The sequence below is a fragment of the Acidobacteriota bacterium genome (assembly GCA_020853395.1).
Classification (GTDB): Bacteria; Acidobacteriota; Vicinamibacteria; order Vicinamibacterales; family SCN-69-37; genus JADYYY01.
Genome location: JADYYY010000013.1, coordinates 1 through 17,755, shown reverse-complemented (window position 1 = coordinate 17,755; position 17,755 = coordinate 1). Strand labels below are relative to the sequence as shown.

Genomic DNA, 17,755 nt, shown 5'->3' with positions numbered 1-17,755 from the left:
GAATTTGCTAAGTAAATTGGCTCACCGCACTGGACGATTTTCGACACTGGCTCATCCGTTCGGCATGACGTCGACTTGGAGCTATACGCCCTTGACCGTCACGCACACAATCCCCCAAATGCGCCCGAACTCCAATTCACCCCACCACCAAAGGTCGAGCTCGGGAGAAATTCATGAACTTCCCGACCGAGATGCGTCGCGCAACCAGCACATGATCGACGCCGAGGTAGGCGAGAGCACCGGGGACAGTCAACCCCGGGTGGGCGAGCAGAGCACGAATGGCGGCGAGCGTCGCCGGTGCACGCCAAATGGGCCAGGCGAACACGAAGCCGTTCGCGTTTGACGTGCCACCGATGATGCGCGCGCGCACCCGGCCTCGCCACACCTGGGGCGCGAGCGTGAGCTCGCTCAAGCCGATTGCGGCCAATCTGTTGGCGCCGTGCTGAGTGCCGCCCTGGTAGGCGGTATCAGTCGGATCCCCGGGCATCAACGCGTACCGCACGTCTTCCTCGGGATCCCATCGAAAGGAGAATGTCGGATCGTAGCGATGCCAAGGCTCGAACAGCGCCTCCCCCAGACACTGCGAACCCGAGAGGCTGACCGCCTGCTTGCCTCTTCCACGAGGCGGCGGTGCGACCTCTCGTGGCACGCTGGCCAATCGATCGAGGAAGTGCTGATGGCCCTGGCCGAAGAGGAGACACAGTGGCGTCGGGTCGATCGTATTTTTCTTGTCGTCCTTGATGGCGGCGTCGCTCATGAGCGCCGCCAACAGGTCCGCACGGTCCCGTCCAGCCGCACGTGCGCGTTGCGCTTCGGACTCAAGGATCAGGCGGCACTCGTTCCGCGAACAACTTAGGTCCTTGCGTTGCTCGAAGTCATAGCTCGAAGTGAGTGCCACGATGCCTCGCTCCGCGTGATCCGTGACTTCCTCGGTGTCAATTCGGCGTGAAAGAAAGAGCTTTGGTCGCAACGGAGGGATGTCGATGTCCCACGACACGCGAGGCTGCACCTTCTCAACTGATCCGACCGTCTCGTCTGCGGCTTCAAGAGCACGGAGCAGCCCCAACAGCGCTAGAAACGCGAGCAGGTTGTCCGGCTCGAGCCCCTCGAGACGATGGGATGCCACGATCACTTGGACTCCTCCACGGCGCGATCCTCGGACGCGCGATGATCGGCGAGCCGTAGCACCGCCTCCATGCGGGCGAGCTCCCACACGCCGTAACGCGATTTCAGCCTCTCGAAGAGCATCGGCCAGTCCAGCCCTTGCCAGTCGAACGCCAGCGATTGGGGGCCGACATCAGGGGCCGTCTCCGTCGGATCGCCGTGCGGAAACAGCGGACGCCCATACCCATGGTGCGTGCCGATCAGCCACAGGATCAGTTCAGGATCGTCGGCATCCGCAAGAGCGTGTTCGGCACGCGCGCGCCGGACTGAAAGCGCTTCATGCCGCCACCGGTCAGGCAGTCCAGACATAGCCCGCGCCTGCCGCGGCAGGCGGCGGCCAGACTTGGCCAGCAGATGGTCGGGGGCTGGCCCGAGCGGATCCCCGAAGTGGAGCCATGCCTGAAAGCGCGGATCCGCCTTGCCGCAATCGTGAAAACGTCCGGCAGCCATGAGGTCGTTGACGCGAGAAGCCGGGAGGCCCATCGCCGTACCAAACAGCGCCGCCTTCTCCGCGACATCGCCGTTGTGCTCACGAAGTGGCAGGCTGAATCCGGCAAGGGACCCAGCCGTGTCGTCCTCACTTGAATTCGTCTGGCCATCCTCGTCCCCCTGGGGCGCGGCGCGGATACCAAACGGTGCGTGGAAGACGACGCCACGCGGGCGACCTTGATCGTCACGCCCATAGAGGTCGCGGTAGGCAACGATGGCGCGGCCTCCTTTTCCGGCGTTCTGGAGCGCATCGAGGTCGGCTCGGACATCGTCGGGCAGATCGAGTTCGAACAGCACCGCGCGCACGTCTTTCCAGTTCGGAGAGACGGCCCGGGCCAGGGCATCGGCGAGAGTGTCATTCGATACAGACGATCCAAGCAGGCCCGGAGCGACGCGGACCGCGAACCGTCGTCCAACGAATGGCTGCGAAGCGCTTCGAGCGCGATCCGTCACAGGCTCCTTGGACTGAGGATCCCAGCCGAACTTGTCTGAGCCGCCATAGCGAGAGGGCACGATGATCGTGTCGCCGGGACGAATGTCTGACGGATCCACCCAGGTGGAGCGTTCGTCATCACCCTTCCACCGGAAGACTCTCCGGCCGCCGCCGTCCAGTTCGACGCGATCGTCATCGACCGGTTCGGAGACGGCGACATCCGCGAGCGCGCCCATCGGCTTCGTCCCTGCCACGAGCCAGCGGCGTACGGCCCAGATCGGCAATTGGATCGCCTCGCGCTGGCGAGGCGGAACGAGCATCAGAAGCTTGCGGGTGTCTTCGTCCTGTGCCTCGAGGGGATTCAGATCTGCTCGCCAGACCACCGTGATGGAGTCCGGTTGGCGTGTCGTGCCGTGCAGGTACAGTGCGATGTCTGGATCCGCAGTGGGAATAGGCGACGTCTGGCTGAGGAGATCGAGATGCGCCGGGAGCAGAACGGGAGCATCGTCTTTCTCGGATACCGCTTGCGACGGAATCGGCGTTCTCGTCATCCGCCGCATGAAGGCACTGATGCCGAAGTCCGCAGTCGCAACACCGTCCACCGTACCGTCCGGCTGGCCGGTGAGATAGTCCCATGCCGGCTTGATGGCGATTCCGTAGACCGGGTCGTCGTAGCGCGCTGAGAAATCGGACTTCATCCCAACAACCGCCGCGTACGGCGTGATCGTCCTGCCGGCGCGATTGAGGCGACCGAAACGCTGGCGCAGGGCGTCGATCGGAGCGGCTTCGGTGACCAGCGCATCGAAGTCGAGGTCCACACCCGCCTCTATGCACTGGGTTGCAATCACGAGGACCGCTTGGTGAAGCACGCGAACGTCGTCGTCCTTCCAGGCTACCGTGCGGATCGGCTCGATGCGCTCGACAAGATCGTCACGATCCAACGGGCGGGCAGGGCCTATCATGAGAATCGGCTCAGCCGCCACACCGCTCTCGATTTCGCGTCCGAATTCCTTTCTCACGTGCTCGAACACCGCCCGCGCTCGAGCCACTCGATTGAGCACGACGCAGATGGCCGGAGGAACACCGCTGTCCGCGCGCTGAAAGTGATCGAAGGCAGCGCGAGCCTCTTTCACCACAATCGCAGCCCGGCGAGCAATGTCCTCGTCTTCAGCCTCGATCTCGTCGCCGGTGCCGGCCTCATCCGGCCTCTTCCCCTTCGGCGTCGCCGGCGCAACGAGGCGAGCGGGCTTGGACGCGTTTAGCCGCCTCGCCAACACCGGGTGCGTCCAGTCGTCATCGTCGAGACCGAAAGGAACAGGCTCGGTGCCGTCGAACATGTCGCGGCGACCTTCGGCGGGCGTCGCGCTGAGTAACGCGACCCGCCACGGTGTCATGATCTCGGTCTCGCGCCAGCGCTCACCGTTGTAGGTTTGTATCCAGCGAAGCGTCTGTCGAAACGGCTCGGCGAGATGGACCTCGTCGAGCAGGAGCAAGCAATCGGATCCGATGAGCCCGGCATGAACCGGCTTCATCGAATCGGAAACCCCGTACCCTCGAAATAGCAGCCGGGAGCCGACCTGATCGACCGTGGAGCAGAGCACCGTCGGCTGCGCCGGCGTGCGTGCCCAATCGTCCTCGCGGGGAATGCCGCCGCGCAGGCGCCGCGCAACGAGCGGCGGGCCTTCGCCTGACAGCCGTTTCAACTGTTCTGCGACACGCGACGAGACTGGCCCAGCGGGCTCGCGCAGCGCATGAACGAGCTTGCTCGCGCTTGCGAACGCATCATCGACTACCAGCCGTCGATCTACGATGAAGGCGATGCGCACCGGTGCGTGTCGCGGCGCTTCGCGCGCAGCCTCCAGCGCAAGGTGAAATACAGCGATGTCGATCGCGGCAGTCTTGCCCGACCCCGTCGGTAGGTCCAGCAGGTCGGGCCAGACATCGCCGTGCGCAAGCCGGCGAGCTAGCCGGTCCTGCCACGGGAACGGCGTGAAGCCATGAACCTCCTGGAAGAACCCGGCAAAATCGTCGGCCGACAGACTCACTGGCGATCCTCGTCGAGCGGACGGCACAGGCCGAGTCCGACGAATCGTCCTGCGCCAAGGATGACAGGGCCGGCCACCGGAGCGCCGAACCGGATGACGGCATGGGTGAGCTGCCGATGCATTACGGACGGCGGGAGGCGCCAGCGCGTCCAGTCTGGCGAATTTCCAGACGGATACGCGGACGGAACTCCCTCGAGGGCCGAATGCTTGTCGGCGACGATCGTCACGGGGGCAGGGAGGCCGATGTTGCGACACGCCACGGCAATCTGCGCCGAGATTTCCGCCTCCCGTCTGTCGCCGTCTTCCTCCTTCAAGTGCCGGTCGAGTGCAATCGGTGTGGCCGTCGCAAACGTGCACGCTGGCGCCGTGTACTGTGCGGGCTCGAGCGAACGACGGGAGGCCTCGGTCGTCGGTGAGAGCACGATCGAAAACGCACGATCACGCGGCGTTCCCTCCTTTGTGCGCAGCGTCAGGCACCGGCGCGCACTGTCCTCGTCGATCGGTGCGAGCTCTCTCAGGGCCTTGCGGAACGTGTGGTCGTCGAGGATGCCGCTGTCACGCGGAGGCACCAGCGCGAATCCCAGCACGTGACCGTCTGCGTATGGAAAACCTGCGAACGGCAGAGGAATGATCGCGAGATGGGGAGTGCGCGCTGGATTACCATCCGCGACATGACCGCTGATGACCTCTGGAATCTCGCGTTCAAGACCGATGCGCCGATAACCACTGAGCAGCGCGTCTCGAAGGGTCTTGGCCACCAGGGCGCACGCCTGGAGGTCCGGCATCTCGCCGTCGATGTGTTCGAGAAGCAACCAGCGATCCCCGAAGACGGTCGTGGGCGGCAGAGCGACCTCGACGGCCGGAGCGACGCGCGAGCCGGAAAGCGGCCGGCGCCCCGAATCGAATGCTCTGCGCAACTCGGCCAAGCGGCCGGCGTAGACCCGGCGCGCCGGCAGCCTTCCGTCGTCGTGACCAAGCGGGGCGTCTGCGATCAGAAAGCGGCAGCGCGTCAGGCTTGCCGAGTGACCAACGTAGGAGGTGTCATGGGCAAGACGCTCGAGCGCCATCCGAGTCCCCTCGTCGATGTCGACCCCATTCCACGAGAGGTGGACGACGGGAGTGTGTGGACGGACGGCAGGAAAGCCATGCTGACGCGGCTGCCGGTTGCGGAGTGCCGGTACCACTTCCCGTGCGTGCTTCTGTTTGTCGCTTCGAGCATCGTTGGGAGGAACGAAGACGGCTGCGCCCGTCCGCGGTTCTGCGCTCGAGGCGACGATGCGGGGTGCTGGCAACTGCTCCAGCCACTCGAGCGCATCGGCTTCCTGCCGGCGTTGACCGCGCGCGGCCCACGTGGCAACGAGCGCGGAGAAGACGCGGTCAGGCTGCGGCGGCCAGTCGGGTACATCGCTGTCCGGCCCGATGGCGGCGAACGAAACGCCCGACAGATACTCGATCTCGAAGACGAGGTTCATCGTTCAGCCGCCTCGTCTTTCTCCGCCTCCTCTCCCTTTCCCGCCAGCGCCAGGTCCTGACTCTTGCGGACAATCTCGACGAGCTTGTCCTGCGGCGTGAGGCGAAGCGGTTCAGCAGACAAATCGAACCCGACCTTCTTCATGGCTTCAAGCGCGCTCTTGTACAGGTTTCTGGCCGCTTCACGGTCCAGCGCGATCGATTCGACTGCGCCGTCGGGATGCACTACTTCGAGCGGCAGTCGACCATCACACACCAGATCGCAGCGCGAACGCAGCGCGTAGCCCCGAGCGTCCTGCTCGACGAGTGCGACCAAGCCGAGCGCCGCTAGAAAACTGCGCGCAGCGACATCTCTCGCAGGATCGCCGAATCGCAGCCGTCGGAGCGCGGCGAAGCTGAGGACGAAACTGTGCTCAAGACGGTCGCAGGTGATGCCAAGCGGCTGCAGTGACGGTTTGATGTTCCCGTGATTGATGACAGCCGGCTTTCCAGCTTTGTCGCCCTTCTTTCGGGTGTAAAGAATTGCGGTACCGTCCTTCTCCTTGGCAGCATTCTTTTCGAACGCTGTCCAATCGGAGGCATCCTTCGCGCTCCTAAAAATCTCGACCTGTCGTGAAATGCCGAGCGGATCAATCCGGCTACCCGGACGCCAAGCAGCGGTGACCGGATCGAACGTCGTCAATCGGTCCGCCGTCCGTATCAGGTATCGCCCGCCCCTGCCTGCGTCTTGGAATTCGACAGGCACGTCAATCGCCATGATTTCGGAGGTAAGACAGCGCGCGAATTTCGCGCCCAATCCGCCTCCCTCGCCGGTGGAATGCCACGCTCCGAAGAGCAGCGCCGTCGGCGAGATCTCCAGCAACGAAGATGCATCCTCCGGCTTCGCCTTCGCGAGACGCTTACCCGCGACGCTGTTCATGAAAGGTTCGTCGTTCAGAAGGCTGTCGCGCAGAATCGCATCGTAGACACGATGCGGAGCATCGAGCGACGTGACTGCGGTGATGCCCTCCAGTCCCGTGCCAGTGAAATCGACGACAACGTACGGAACAGACACGCCATCGCGAACAGCACCCAACAAGGATTCTTCCAGCCGGTTCGCCTGTGACTGCACGCTATCGACGAGGACGCACCAGACGTCCTGCCCATTCACCCGACGCCGCTCATAGACGTGACGCGGCGGAGCATTGCGTCCCTCTCCGGGATAGGTCGGCGGGAAGATCTTGTCGCCCTTGCCCCCCATTGGCTGAAGAGTCTGTCTTCTTCTCAGCGCGGCGTCTTCGACAACCATCTGATTGAGTCTGTCGATTTTCATCGTCGCTCCCTCGCAGTCGTCGCCATCCGTTCCCGCGATCCAGCGCCACGAGACTTCAAGATGGGTCAGGGTTCTCGGACCGTGAGGAGTCTACAGCCCAGCTCGCGGCGATTTCAAGAGGTCAAGACACACTTGATGTCACGCCCTGATGTGATTACAATATATCCATGATTCGGACTCAGATTCAGCTGACCGATCAGCAAGCCCGGCGTCTGCGCTCAGAAGCTCGAGAACGGGGCGTATCACTTGCCGAATTGATCCGGCGCTATGTCGAGAAAGGGCTCTCGGAAGGAACATCCGATCGCGGCGCGCTATATGCCCGGGCAGCACGTGTCGTCGGTCGATTCCCTGATCGACATGGCGCTCATGACGTCTCGACCGAACACGATCGTTACCTGGACGAGGCGTTCGAGTGAACGCGGTCTTCGCGGATACGTCGGCACTCTTCGCCTTGCTAAATGCAAAGGACGAGAATCACGGCCGCGCGGCGCGTGCGTTCGCGACGCTCCGCACCCGTCAGTCGCCGCTCGTGTCGACGTCCTTCGTGCTCGTGGAAACCTACGCGCTCGTTGGGCGGCGCCTCGGCCTCAACGCAGTACGAAGTTTTCGGACGGATTTTGCGCCGTTGCTCGAGGTCGTGTGGGTCGACGACACGCTCCACAACGGCGGGCTGGATCTGTTGCTCGATCGACAGAAGCGCACGCTGAGCCTCGTTGATGCCGTTTCTTTCGTCACGATGCGTCAGAGAGACATGAACGACGCATTCGCCTTCGATCCACACTTCGAGCAGGAGGGGTTCTCGCTGGTCAACTGAGGGCAAAGCGAGATACTTGTCCTTCCCGACGCATAGGTAACGGCTGATTCCGGAGACATAGGTGACACTCGGCCCTTCCGTCAGGAGGGGCCATGCCGTGGAAGGAGTGTCACGTGATTGACGAACGGCTGCGGTTTGTCGCCCGCCTGCTGGAGGGCGAGTCGATGACGGCGCTGTGCGAGGAGTTCGGGATCTCGCGCAAGACCGGCTACAAGATCTATGAGCGGTACCGCGCGGACGGTCTGCAGGGCCTGGCCGACCGGAGTCGTCGGCCCCAACGCCAGGCCAATCAGCTTCCGGTCTCGATCGAAGGGCAGATCGTTCGACTGAGGCGGAAGTATCCGAGTTGGGGCGCTCCCAAGATTCGGGAGAAGTTACGGCCGCTGTGCGCGCCCGTGCGGTGTCCGGCCATCAGCACGGTCCATGCCGTGTTGCATCGCCACAACCTCGTTCGGGCCTCGCGGTCGCCCACGACCGCGCGCCGCCGGCACGCCGCTGACGCGGGTGACGACGCCCCATGCGCTGTGGTGCGCCGATTTCAAAGGACAGTTTCTGCTCGCGGATCGCCGCTACTGCTATCCGCTCACGATCTCGGACTTCGCCAGTCGTTTCGTGGTGCGCTGCGAGGCCCTCGAGACCACGCGCGAGATCACCGCCGTACCGGTGTTTGAGCGGGCGTTCCAGGATTTTGGACTCCCCACCGCGATCCGCACCGACAACGGCGTGCCGTTTTCATCGCCCTGGGCCCTTTATGGCCTCAGCAAACTCTCCGTCTGATGGCTGCGGCTCGGGATTCGCATCGAACGCCTCACGCCCGGGCATCCTGAACAGAACGGTCGCCATGAACGCAGGCATCTCACGCTGAAACAGGAAGCGACCCGACCGGTGGCCGCCAACATCCTGCAACAGCAGGAACGCTTCGATGCCTTCGTCGATCGGTTCAACCCCGAGCGCCCGCACCAGGCGCTGGACATGGGAGTGCCGGCCGACTTCTACGCGCCGTCGGCGCGCCCGTGTTGCGGGGTGGAGGATGTCGCCTATCCCGTCCACGACCTGAGCCTCACCGTCACGCATTGCGGGCGAATCTGCTTCAAGGGGCGAAAGATCAATCTCAGCCACGTCTTCGCCGGTCAGCCGGTGGCGGTCCGGCAAGTGGAGGATCGCGTCTGGTTGGTCAGCTTCCTGACCTATGACCTGGGCTACTTCGATGACGAAAGCTGCCGATTGGAGCCGATCAATAATCCGTTCGGCTCGGCAGTGTCACCTATGACCCCAGAATGATCTGTTACCCATGTGTCCGGAATGGACCCCTGATGAATTGGCTCCTCGGGCTGGATTCGAACCAGCAACCCTCCGGTTAACAGCCGGATGCTCTGCCGTTGAGCTACCGAGGAACGGCGGGAAGGACGCACTCTGCCGAGGCGATTTCGCCTCGGGCAAGACCATTGATTTTAGGCCAACGCTGTCAACAGGCGCAACTTCTCCCACGCGCACGCGCAGCAATCGCAGACGCGGGTGAAGCACGCGGCGTCACCCGCCACCGGCGAACTCGTCCGAACGAGGCGCTGACGCCCAGCCGTCGCAACGGATCGTCAGGGCGAACCGCGGCGCGGCCCGCACGACCTGGCGCGCGTCCTGGCGCTACGCGTGCCGGCGAGCGGGCCGAGCGCCAAACCGACGCCGCCCGGCGGGCCCGCGCGGTGACGAATGGCGCCGGAATGCCGTGGGCGGAGCGGGACGCGCCTGTTCGGCACCAGCCTCGAACCCCTCGACCGAGACGCGTTCGATCCCAGTCCGCACGAGACGCTCGATGTCCGACAGCATGTCGCGATCGTTCGGCCCCACGAGCGACACCGCGCGCCCGGTGACGCCCGCGCGTCCTGTCCGGCCGATCCGGTGCACGTAGTCCTGCGCGACCATCGGGAGGTCGTAGTTGACGACGAGCGGCAACTGCGCGATGTCGAGACCGCGCGCGGCGATGTCGGTCGCGACGAGCACGCGCACGCGGCCAGTGCGGAACCCGTCGAGCGCGCGCGTGCGCGCCGACTGGCTCTTGTTGCCGTGGATCACCGACGTCGCGATCCCGAGACCGTCCAGGTGCCGGCCGACGCGATCCGAGCCGCGCTTCGTCCGGCAGAACACCAGCGCCTGTCCCACCGGCGCCTGCGCCAGCACGCGCGCGAGCAGGTCCGGCTTCCGGTGATCCGCCACCGGATGCACGTGGTGCGTGACCGTGGGCGCCACCATCTTCTCGCCCACGTCGACGTGCTCGGGCGATCGCGTCATGTCGGCGGCGAGCGCGACGACGTCCCGCGGGAGCGTCGCCGAGAACAGGAGCGTCTGGCGATCCTTCGGCAGCGCGGCCGTCAAGCGGCGGATCGCCGGCAGGAAGCCGACGTCCATCATGCGATCGGCCTCGTCGACGACCAGGATCTCGACCGCCGACAGGTCGATCGATCGACGCTGCACGTGATCGATCAGCCGCCCCGGCGTCGCGACGACGATGTCGGGCCGCTGCGCGAGGGCGCGCAACTGGTGGACCATCGACACGCCGCCGAAGATGACGGCGGTGCGCACGCGAGCCGTCGCACCGTAGCGCGCGACGGCACGATCGACCTGCACGGCGAGCTCACGAGTGGGCACGAGCACGAGGCCGCGGGGACCACGCGGCCGCGCCGCCCGGTCGGTCGCGGCATGCAGCCGATCGATCATCGGCAACGCGAAGGCGGCCGTCTTCCCCGTGCCGGTCTGCGCGCGAGCAAAGAGGTCACGGCCCGTGAGCACGATGGGAATCGATGCAGCCTGCACGGGCGTCGGCTGCGCGTACCCGAGACGAACGAGCGCATGGCAGAGCACGGGGGACAGACCGAGATCAGCGAACGTGGACGGCGCGGCTGGAACGATGGACATGAGAGCTTCCTGGTCGTCTCTTCTGGACGAAAATGGCCGGCGCCAGCATGGCGACACGGCTCCCGGACGTCGCGTGGACGCCGGCGGATTTCGTCTCGAAGCTAAGGACTCGAACGCGAGTCAGGAAGGCTGGTCAGCCGACACGAGGCAGAGCGCGTGGCAAAGATCCGGCCTCCAGCATAGCACGCGGCCGGCCGGCGCAACGGCCGACGAGATTTCGGCGCTGTTCGCCGCTCGTCGGTCTTTCAGCGAGGCGTGACGCTGCGCGGCTCTAGGGCGGCCACCCGCGAAGCACGCGCCCTGCGCGTCTGCCTCTCAGGCTCCCGACGGCCACCCGATGGTCAAGAGCAACGCGCTGTCTTCGAGCGCCTCGACATCGTGGCGCACGCCATGATCCAGCGCGAGCAAGCTGCCCACGGGTAGGTTGAACGTGCGGCCTTCTGCGCGCACGTGGACGCGACCACGCACGGTCTGGATCGAGATCTGTCCTTCGGTGTCATGCGGCGCGATGCGCGCCCGCGCCTCGAGCGCTATCAGGACCACGCGCAGGTTGCCGAACTTCACGAGCGTCTTCGCGTTGTGACCGCTCTTCCACGCGGATTCGCCGTGGAGCGCCTCGAGCTCTCTCGCGAGGTCCAGCTCCAGGTACGGTCCTGCCGCAGGCTTCGCATGCGGCCTCCGGCGCTCGAGATCTTCGTTCGACGTGTCCGACATGATGCCCTCCCCTCGACTCGACTGGCACAGGTCAGCCGCTCCGGCCTGCAGCCTGGCGAACAGCGCGAGCCTGGCGGACGTCGAAGCGGCGCGTCAGGCCGGCCAAGCAACTCAACGCCAAGACGTCTGGTTCGTAGTCAACGGCCGCCGATCCCCGCCGTATGCGAGGTCTCAACCGCCTGGATCGATCCCTCGGACTGTTCGCCGACGACTCCGATGCAAAAGACGACCGGCCCCCGCGACGCCTGTGCTCGGTCGCCGCAAGAAGCCGATCGCATTCGCATGAGCGCGCGCCGTGCCGGCCGTACCAACGGACGCTGACGTCCCGCAAGCGATCGACGTCATCGACGCGATCATCGATCGAGCGGCCATCCCTACATCGGTCACGAAGCCGCTCACGATGGAACGGCCGCCGACTCGCTCTCGGCTGGCGTTCTACCTCACGCTGACCTTCACCTCGATGTTCATCGTCCCGCCGCGCAGCGCGCGCGACACAGGACAACCCTTCTCGGCCTCCGTCACGAGCTGCGTGAACTTCGCCGCATCGGCGCCCTGCACCCCTTCGGCGACGACGTCGAGATGCGACGTCGTGATCGTGATGCCGGCGTCGGTCTTGTCGGCCGTGACGGTGCAGGTCACGTGGTGCGCCTTCGCCGTGATGTTGTTGCGCGCCATCGTGCCGGCCACGACCATGGCGTAGCAGGCGGCATGCGCGGCGGCGATCAACTCTTCGGGACTGGTCGCGCCGCCCGATTCGCCGATGCGCTGCGGAAACGTGACCGGCAGCGTGAACGCGCCGGTACCGGCCTTCGCCACGCCCTTCCCGTCCATGAGCGTGCCGTTCCAATCGACCGAGACGTGCCGTGAGAACTGTGCCATGTCCTGCTCCTTGAGATGATGCGCGGCCGCAGTCTACGCGGCCGCCTTTCGTTTCCTGGCCCTGCTCCTGCCCCCTCGCGTTGAAGTGGACAACTGCACGATCGCGCCCACCACGAGGAGCGCGACCCACCCGACCGTGTACCACCACCGCTCCGGCAGCGGGTCGAGCGGATAGAGGATCCAGACGTCGCCGGTTCTCGCCGCGCGAGTAGCCGCGCGATCACCCATCAGCGCGAGCGCGCCGACGATGATCGTCCACGCTCCCGCCGTCGCGGTGCCGAGAATCACGACCAAGCGAGCGACCGACAGGGCGCCGAGCGCGCCGAGCACGGCGACGACGACGAGCAGCCAGGTCGGCGGCTCGCCGCCGACCAGCCGCCACCCGAGGTTCAATGCGAGCGCTGCGAGCCCGGCGCCGACGAGCCCGACGCCGATGAAGTACGCCGCGATCATCAGCGCGCCGCCCACCACGCCGCCGACCACGGCCGCCACCGACAGCGTCCAGACGCTCGACGACGGTCCCATCATCTGCGTGGCAATCATCGCCCCGGCGACGAAGCCGTAGATGCCGAGCACGAGCCGGAACAGCCGGTAGCCGAAGAAGCAGGCCAGCACGCCGCCGAGCGTGATGATCGCGGCTGCTGGCGCGGCGTACGACGCCGGAAGCATCCGGCGATTATGTCATCATCAGCCTGCAGCCGCGCCCTCCCGATGAGCCGCCGATCCCTCACGAACAGCGCCGTCACGGCGATCGGCATCGTGCTGCTCGCCTGGCAGGTGCGGGACGTCGGCGGCCTCGCGACCGTCCGCGACGGGCTGGGCCGCGTGGGCGCCGGCTTCGGGCTCATCATGGCGCTCGCATTCGTGCGCTTCGCTCTGCGCACGTGCGCATGGGTCGCGCTCTTCGAACGCAAAGTGCCGCTCCGCGCGGCCATCGCCGCCACGATCAGCGGCGACGCGCTCGGCAACATCACGCCGCTCGGCCTGGCGGCGAGCGAGCCCGCGAAAGCCGTCTACCTTCGGCCGCACATGGATGCGACGCAGGCGCTCGCGGCGCTCTTCGCGGAGAACTTCTTCTACAGCGTGTCGGTGGCGCTCTACGTGATCGCCGGCGCGATCGCGATGATCGCCGCGTTCGATCTGCCCGCCCGCCTGCAGCAGGCGGGAATCGCAGTGCTCGGGCTCATGGGCGCCGTGCTCGTCGGCGCCTGCTGGATCGCCTGGCAGCGCCCCGCCGCCGCGAGCGCGATCGTGAGCCGCCTTCCCTCCGCTCGCCTCCGCCGCGTCGTCGATCGCGTACGCGACTTCGAAGCCCGCACGTACGGCTCGCCCGGCCACAAGGGCGCGCGGCTCGGCCTGCTGGCAGCCTCGGAGCTTGGTTTCCATCTCGTGAGCTTCCTCGAGGCCTGGCTGATCCTCTCGCTGCTCACCGGCGAGTCACAGCCGCTCCAGGCGTTCGTGCTCGACAGCGTCAACCGCGTGATCAACGTCGTCTTCAAGGTCGTGCCGCTGCGGGTCGGCGTGGACGAGGTCAGCTCGGAGCAGGTCGCCGCGGCGATCGGCCTCGCGCGCGGCGTCGGCACGCAAGCCGCACTCGTGCGCAAGGTGCGAATGACGGCGTGGGCGGCGGTGGGCCTGGTGCTGTGGGCCACGAGAGCCGGGGCGACGACCCGGACAATCGATCGACCTCGCGTCTGAGGGCTGAGATCAGATCTTCAGGTGCGGGTCCTCTTCAGGCCCGCGTTCGCCAGCGCATCCGCGAAGACGAACACTCCGCTAGCGCAACGGGTGCGGCTGGAGCGACGTGGAAGACGCCACGGTCGTGGTCGGCTCACCCTGTCCCGTGTTCCAGCGCGGCTCACGCCGGATGAGCGCCTCGGCCGACGCGGCGTCGAGCGGATGCGAGAAGAGGTAGCCTTGGCCATAGCGGCAGCCCAGCGATCGCAGTTGCTCGCACTGTGCCTGGGTCTCGATGCCTTCCGCCGTGACGCTGAGGCGGAGCTGGCTCGCCAACGCGACGACGGCGCCGACGAGGCCGGGATGCGAATGCTCGATCGCGATGAACGTGCGATCGAGCTTCACGCCGGCAATCGGCAGCTCATGGAGGCACGACAGCGACGAGTAGCCCGTGCCGAAGTCGTCGAGCACCACCCTGATGCCCGCGGACCGCAGCCGTCCGATGACGTCCGCCGCGGCGTCACGGTTGGCGATGACGGCCGACTCGTTCACTTCGACGACGACCTGTTCGGGCTGGAGCGCGCAGCCGCCGAGCACGTCGATGAGCCGGTGCACGAGCCCGGCCTCGAGGATCTGGCGGGTCGCGAAGTTCATCGTCACCGACAACGGCGCCGGCCCGGCGTGCTTCGTCTGCCAGGCCTGCAACTGCGCACAGACGTCCTCGATGAAGCGGCGGCCAATCGGCAGCACGAGGCCCGTGGCCTCCAGGAGCGGCACGAACTCGGCCGGCAGCACCACGCCGCGCTCGGGATGCCGCCACCTGAGCAGCGCCTCGAAACCGACGAGACCGCCCGAAACGAGATCGACGATCGGCTGGTAGTAGGGCATGAACTCGCGGCGCTCGATGCCGAACCGCAGATCGGCATCGAGGCGGCGCCGTTCTTCGACGTCGGCGCGCATCTCGGCATCGAACAGCTCGTATCGCCCCTTGCCGAGCGCCTTCGCGCGGTACATCGCGGTGTCGGCGTCGCGCACCGCGTCCTCGGGCTTCACGAGCGACGCACGGTTCACCGCGATCCCGATGCTCGCCGTTGCCACGACGTCGCGATCGCCCACGCGGACGGGCGCGGCCAGGGCGCGCTGGATGCGCTCGGCCACGCGCGTCGCTTCGAGCGGCCCGGGGATGTCCTGCAAGAGGATCACGAACTCGTCCCCACCGATGCGCGCGAGCATGTGCTCGGGGACGCGCACCGCGCCGCTCGGCTGTCCGGCACGATCCACGACGTCGGTGGCGCGCAGGCAGTGCTCGATCCGGTGCGCCACGTCCTTGAGCAGCTCGTCGCCGGCCTGGTGGCCGAGCGTGTCGTTGACGTCCTTGAAGTCGTCGAGGTCCAGGAACAGCAGCGCGAACAGGCTGTCGGGCCTCGCGCGCGTGTGCTGCGCCTCCAAACGGCTGCCGAGCACGGTCCGGTTGGGCAGCCCGGTGAGCGCATCCACCACCTTGCCATCGGTGATGTCGCTCATCGATCCGGCGAAGCGCGTGGCGGCGCCGCCGCGGCCGCGCACGGCCGTGCCGCGCACCCGCACCCACCGATAGCCGCCCGACTTGTGCCGGAGTCGATGTTCGCTCTCGAAGACCTCCGGGCCGCCAGCGAGATAGGCGTCGATGGCGCGCAGCACGCGCGGCCGGTCGTCGGGATGCACCCGATCCAGCCACTCGGACGAGGCGGTGCCGATCTCGGACTCCTCGTGGCCCGCGATCGCTTTCCACCGCGCGGAGTAGTACACCTCGTGCGTGCGCAGATCCCAGTGCCACAGGCCGTCGATTGCGCCCGCCGCAACGAGCGCGCTCCGCGCGGCGATCTCGCGCAGCCGGTCGTACTCCGGCTGCGGCACGCGGACGAGCGACGCCGCCTGCCGTTCCGAGACGCCGTCAGAGACTGAAGGAAAGGTCGAGGGGGACGTCATGCACGGGGGTACCGCACCCGCTGCCCGAGTCATCGGCAGGTGGCAGGGACTCTTTAGTGCGTTTCACAACTCCCGCGGCGGAGGTGGCGCCGGACGGGGCCGCTCCCGCGTGGCGCGCAGGCGACGCCGTGATCACGCGCGTGGTGCCGAGCACCACATGGCACCAGACGGCGACAGGACCCGCGCTCGCCGAGTCTTGAAACGCTTGGGGCATCTCTTGAGGAACGACACCGGGTCTCGCCGCTCAGATCTCGCGCCGTCCTTCCATCGACTTCGACATCGTGAACTCATCGGTGTAGTCGATGTCGCTGCCGACCGGCACGCCCATCGCGATGCGCGTCACGCGCGGGCCGAGCGGCTTGAGCAGCCGCGCCACGTAGAGCGCGGTCGCCTCCCCCTCGACGGTAGGATTCGTGGCCAGGATCACTTCCTCGACGCCGCCTTGGTCCACGCGCGCGAGCAGGCCCTTGAGCTTGAGGTCATCCGGCCCGATCCCCTGCAGCGGCGCGATCGCGCCCATCAGCACGTGGTACCGCCCGCGGAACCCGCGCGTCTTCTCGATCGCGGCGACGTTCTCGGGCTGCTCGACCACGCAGATGACCTTTGGATCGCGATCGGCCGCGGTGCAGTACGCGCACGGATCGACGTCGGTGATGTTGTTGCAGATCGAGCAGTAGGTGACGCGCTCCTTGACCGAGAGCAGCGCCGCACAGAGCGCGTCCACCTCCTCGCGCGGCGTCTTCAACAGGTGATAGGCGAGCCGCTGCGCGCTCCTCGCGCCGATGCCGGGCAGCCGCTGCAGCGCCGTGATCAGCTCGGCCAGCGGATCGACCCGCACCATCAGGAGAGCCCGGGGATCCTCAGGCCGCCCATCATCCCCTGCATCTGCTGCGCGAGCGCCTCGTCCACCTTCCGATGCGCGTCGTTCACCGCCGCGACGATCAAGTCCTGCAGCATCTCGACGTCGTCCTTCGACACGACCTCGGGATCGATCGTCACGCTGACGAGGTGCTTGTGGCCGTTGACGCGGACGGTGACCATGCCGCCGCCCGTGGACGCGTCCACCGTCATCTCGCCCATCTGCTTCTGCAGCCGCTCCTGCATCTGCTGGGCCTGTTGCATCATCTTCTGAATGTTCATGGGATCGGTCCTCGGTCCTGTGTCGCGGGTCTGGCGCCAGAGCCAGGCGGCGACGGTCCGCCGTCACTCGAGACGAGTCAATTCAATCATCAGCGGAAGGATTTCGAGCCGTCAATGCGCGCGTCAAATCTCCTCGACGTCCTCGACGTCGCCGCCGAACACGTCGAGCACGGCCTGCACGGCTGGCTCGGCCTTCGCGCGCGACCGCAGCTCGGCCTGGTGGCGCGCCTCCGCGTCGCCCCCGCCGCCCGCCTGCGACGCTGCCGGCTCGGACTCGCACGACTGAACCGTCATGCGGCGGCCGCTCACCGCGTGCGCCAGCTGCTCCACCCAGGCTTTGCGCGCGTCGAGCTGCGACCGGAGCGATCGGTGCACTGGCGCGAACGTGAACACGACGGTGTTCTGCTCGACCTCGATCTTCTGCGCCTGCGCGACGACCATCCCGTAGAACGTCTTGTTCTGCTCACGGATCGATGACAGCAGAGCGGACTTCACATCGACGGCGGTCCCGGGTCCTGGGTCCCGGGTTCCGGGTTCGCGCGCTTCGGTCCTTTGGTCCGGTCCCGCGGTCCTTTGGTCCGGTCCGGCAGTCCTTTGGTCCGGTCCCGCGGTCCTTTGGTCCGGTCCGGCAGTCCTCTGGTCCGGTCCGGCAGTCCTCTGGTCCGGTCCGGCAGTCCTCTGGTCCGGTCCGGCAGTCCTCTGGTCCGGTCCGGCAGTCCTCTGGTCCGGTCCGGCAGTCC

At 66.5% G+C, this 17,755-nt stretch carries 15 protein-coding genes, 1 tRNA gene and 1 pseudogene; 4 read left to right on the top strand and 13 right to left on the bottom strand.

Going from position 1 to position 17,755, the window contains the following annotated elements; all coding sequences use genetic code 11:
- Positions 1 to 136: 136 nt before the first annotated feature.
- Genes IT184_13250 through cas7u form a run of 4 tightly spaced genes read right to left on the bottom strand, consistent with a single transcriptional unit; the run spans position 137 to position 6,913 of the window.
- Positions 137 to 1,132, bottom strand: coding sequence for a hypothetical protein (locus IT184_13250; protein ID MCC7009766.1), 996 nt, complete (start codon positions 1,130 to 1,132; stop codon positions 137 to 139).
- The gene (gene cas3u / locus IT184_13245; GenBank protein MCC7009765.1) at positions 1,129 to 4,131 is read right to left on the bottom strand and encodes a type I-U CRISPR-associated helicase/endonuclease Cas3; all 3,003 of its coding nucleotides are present in this window, start codon (positions 4,129 to 4,131) and stop codon (positions 1,129 to 1,131) included. The genes IT184_13250 and cas3u overlap by 4 nt, the downstream gene beginning before the upstream one ends.
- On the bottom strand, positions 4,128 to 5,603 hold the full coding sequence (gene cas5u6u, locus IT184_13240; protein MCC7009764.1) for a type I-U CRISPR-associated protein Cas5/Cas6: 1,476 nt from the start codon (positions 5,601 to 5,603) through the stop codon (positions 4,128 to 4,130). Before cas5u6u ends, cas3u begins: the two co-directional genes overlap by 4 nt.
- Positions 5,600 to 6,913, bottom strand: a complete 1,314-nt coding sequence (gene cas7u / locus IT184_13235; protein MCC7009763.1) for a type I-U CRISPR-associated protein Cas7 — start codon at positions 6,911 to 6,913, stop codon at positions 5,600 to 5,602. Before cas7u ends, cas5u6u begins: the two co-directional genes overlap by 4 nt.
- 167 nt (positions 6,914 to 7,080) lie before the next feature.
- Between cas7u and IT184_13230 the strand changes: the two genes are divergently transcribed.
- The 3 genes and pseudogenes from IT184_13230 (at position 7,081) to IT184_13220 (ending at position 9,008) form a co-directional block, all read left to right on the top strand.
- Positions 7,081 to 7,329, top strand: coding sequence for a ribbon-helix-helix protein, CopG family (locus IT184_13230; protein MCC7009762.1), 249 nt, complete (start codon positions 7,081 to 7,083; stop codon positions 7,327 to 7,329).
- Positions 7,326 to 7,727 carry a PIN domain-containing protein gene (locus IT184_13225; GenBank protein MCC7009761.1) on the top strand — a complete coding sequence of 134 codons (402 nt, stop codon included), beginning with the start codon at positions 7,326 to 7,328 and terminating at the stop codon, positions 7,725 to 7,727. The genes IT184_13230 and IT184_13225 overlap by 4 nt, the downstream gene beginning before the upstream one ends.
- Positions 7,728 to 7,819: 92 nt before the next feature.
- Positions 7,820 to 9,008: pseudogene (locus IT184_13220) on the top strand (IS481 family transposase).
- A 38-nt stretch (positions 9,009 to 9,046) separates the two neighbouring features.
- Here IT184_13220 and IT184_13215 read toward each other — a convergent pair.
- The 5 genes from IT184_13215 to IT184_13195 all read right to left on the bottom strand — a co-directional run bounded on the left by IT184_13215 (position 9,047) and on the right by IT184_13195 (position 12,899).
- Positions 9,047 to 9,121: transfer RNA gene (locus IT184_13215), tRNA-Asn, on the bottom strand.
- A gap of 247 nt (positions 9,122 to 9,368) precedes the next feature.
- A complete protein-coding gene (locus tag IT184_13210) occupies positions 9,369 to 10,637 on the bottom strand; it encodes a DEAD/DEAH box helicase (GenBank protein MCC7009760.1) in 1,269 nt (422 codons plus the stop codon).
- A gap of 315 nt (positions 10,638 to 10,952) precedes the next feature.
- Positions 10,953 to 11,351 (bottom strand): hypothetical protein, encoded by a 399-nt coding sequence (locus IT184_13205; protein MCC7009759.1) that lies wholly within the window; start codon positions 11,349 to 11,351, stop codon positions 10,953 to 10,955.
- Positions 11,352 to 11,786: 435 nt separating this feature from the next.
- Entirely contained in the window at positions 11,787 to 12,230 is a 444-nt protein-coding gene (locus tag IT184_13200; GenBank protein ID MCC7009758.1) for an OsmC family peroxiredoxin, read from the bottom strand.
- Between the two features lie 33 nt (positions 12,231 to 12,263).
- A complete protein-coding gene (locus IT184_13195) occupies positions 12,264 to 12,899 on the bottom strand; it encodes a DUF4203 domain-containing protein (protein ID MCC7009757.1) in 636 nt (211 codons plus the stop codon).
- A 42-nt stretch (positions 12,900 to 12,941) separates the two neighbouring features.
- Here IT184_13195 and IT184_13190 point away from each other — a divergent pair, with 42 nt between their 5' ends.
- Positions 12,942 to 13,928 (top strand): flippase-like domain-containing protein, encoded by a 987-nt coding sequence (locus IT184_13190; protein MCC7009756.1) that lies wholly within the window; start codon positions 12,942 to 12,944, stop codon positions 13,926 to 13,928.
- A 78-nt stretch (positions 13,929 to 14,006) separates the two neighbouring features.
- Here IT184_13190 and IT184_13185 read toward each other — a convergent pair whose 3' ends face one another.
- The 4 genes from IT184_13185 to IT184_13170 all read right to left on the bottom strand — a co-directional run bounded on the left by IT184_13185 (position 14,007) and on the right by IT184_13170 (position 17,510).
- Entirely contained in the window at positions 14,007 to 15,875 is a 1,869-nt protein-coding gene (locus tag IT184_13185; GenBank protein MCC7009755.1) for an EAL domain-containing protein, read from the bottom strand.
- Between the two features lie 244 nt (positions 15,876 to 16,119).
- A complete protein-coding gene (gene recR / locus IT184_13180) occupies positions 16,120 to 16,716 on the bottom strand; it encodes a recombination protein RecR (GenBank protein MCC7009754.1) in 597 nt (198 codons plus the stop codon).
- Positions 16,716 to 17,015 carry a YbaB/EbfC family nucleoid-associated protein gene (locus IT184_13175; protein MCC7009753.1) on the bottom strand — a complete coding sequence of 100 codons (300 nt, stop codon included), beginning with the start codon at positions 17,013 to 17,015 and terminating at the stop codon, positions 16,716 to 16,718. Before IT184_13175 ends, recR begins: the two co-directional genes overlap by 1 nt.
- Positions 17,016 to 17,138: 123 nt before the next feature.
- The gene (locus IT184_13170; protein ID MCC7009752.1) at positions 17,139 to 17,510 is read right to left on the bottom strand and encodes a hypothetical protein; all 372 of its coding nucleotides are present in this window, start codon (positions 17,508 to 17,510) and stop codon (positions 17,139 to 17,141) included.
- Between the last annotated feature and the right edge of the window lie 245 nt (positions 17,511 to 17,755).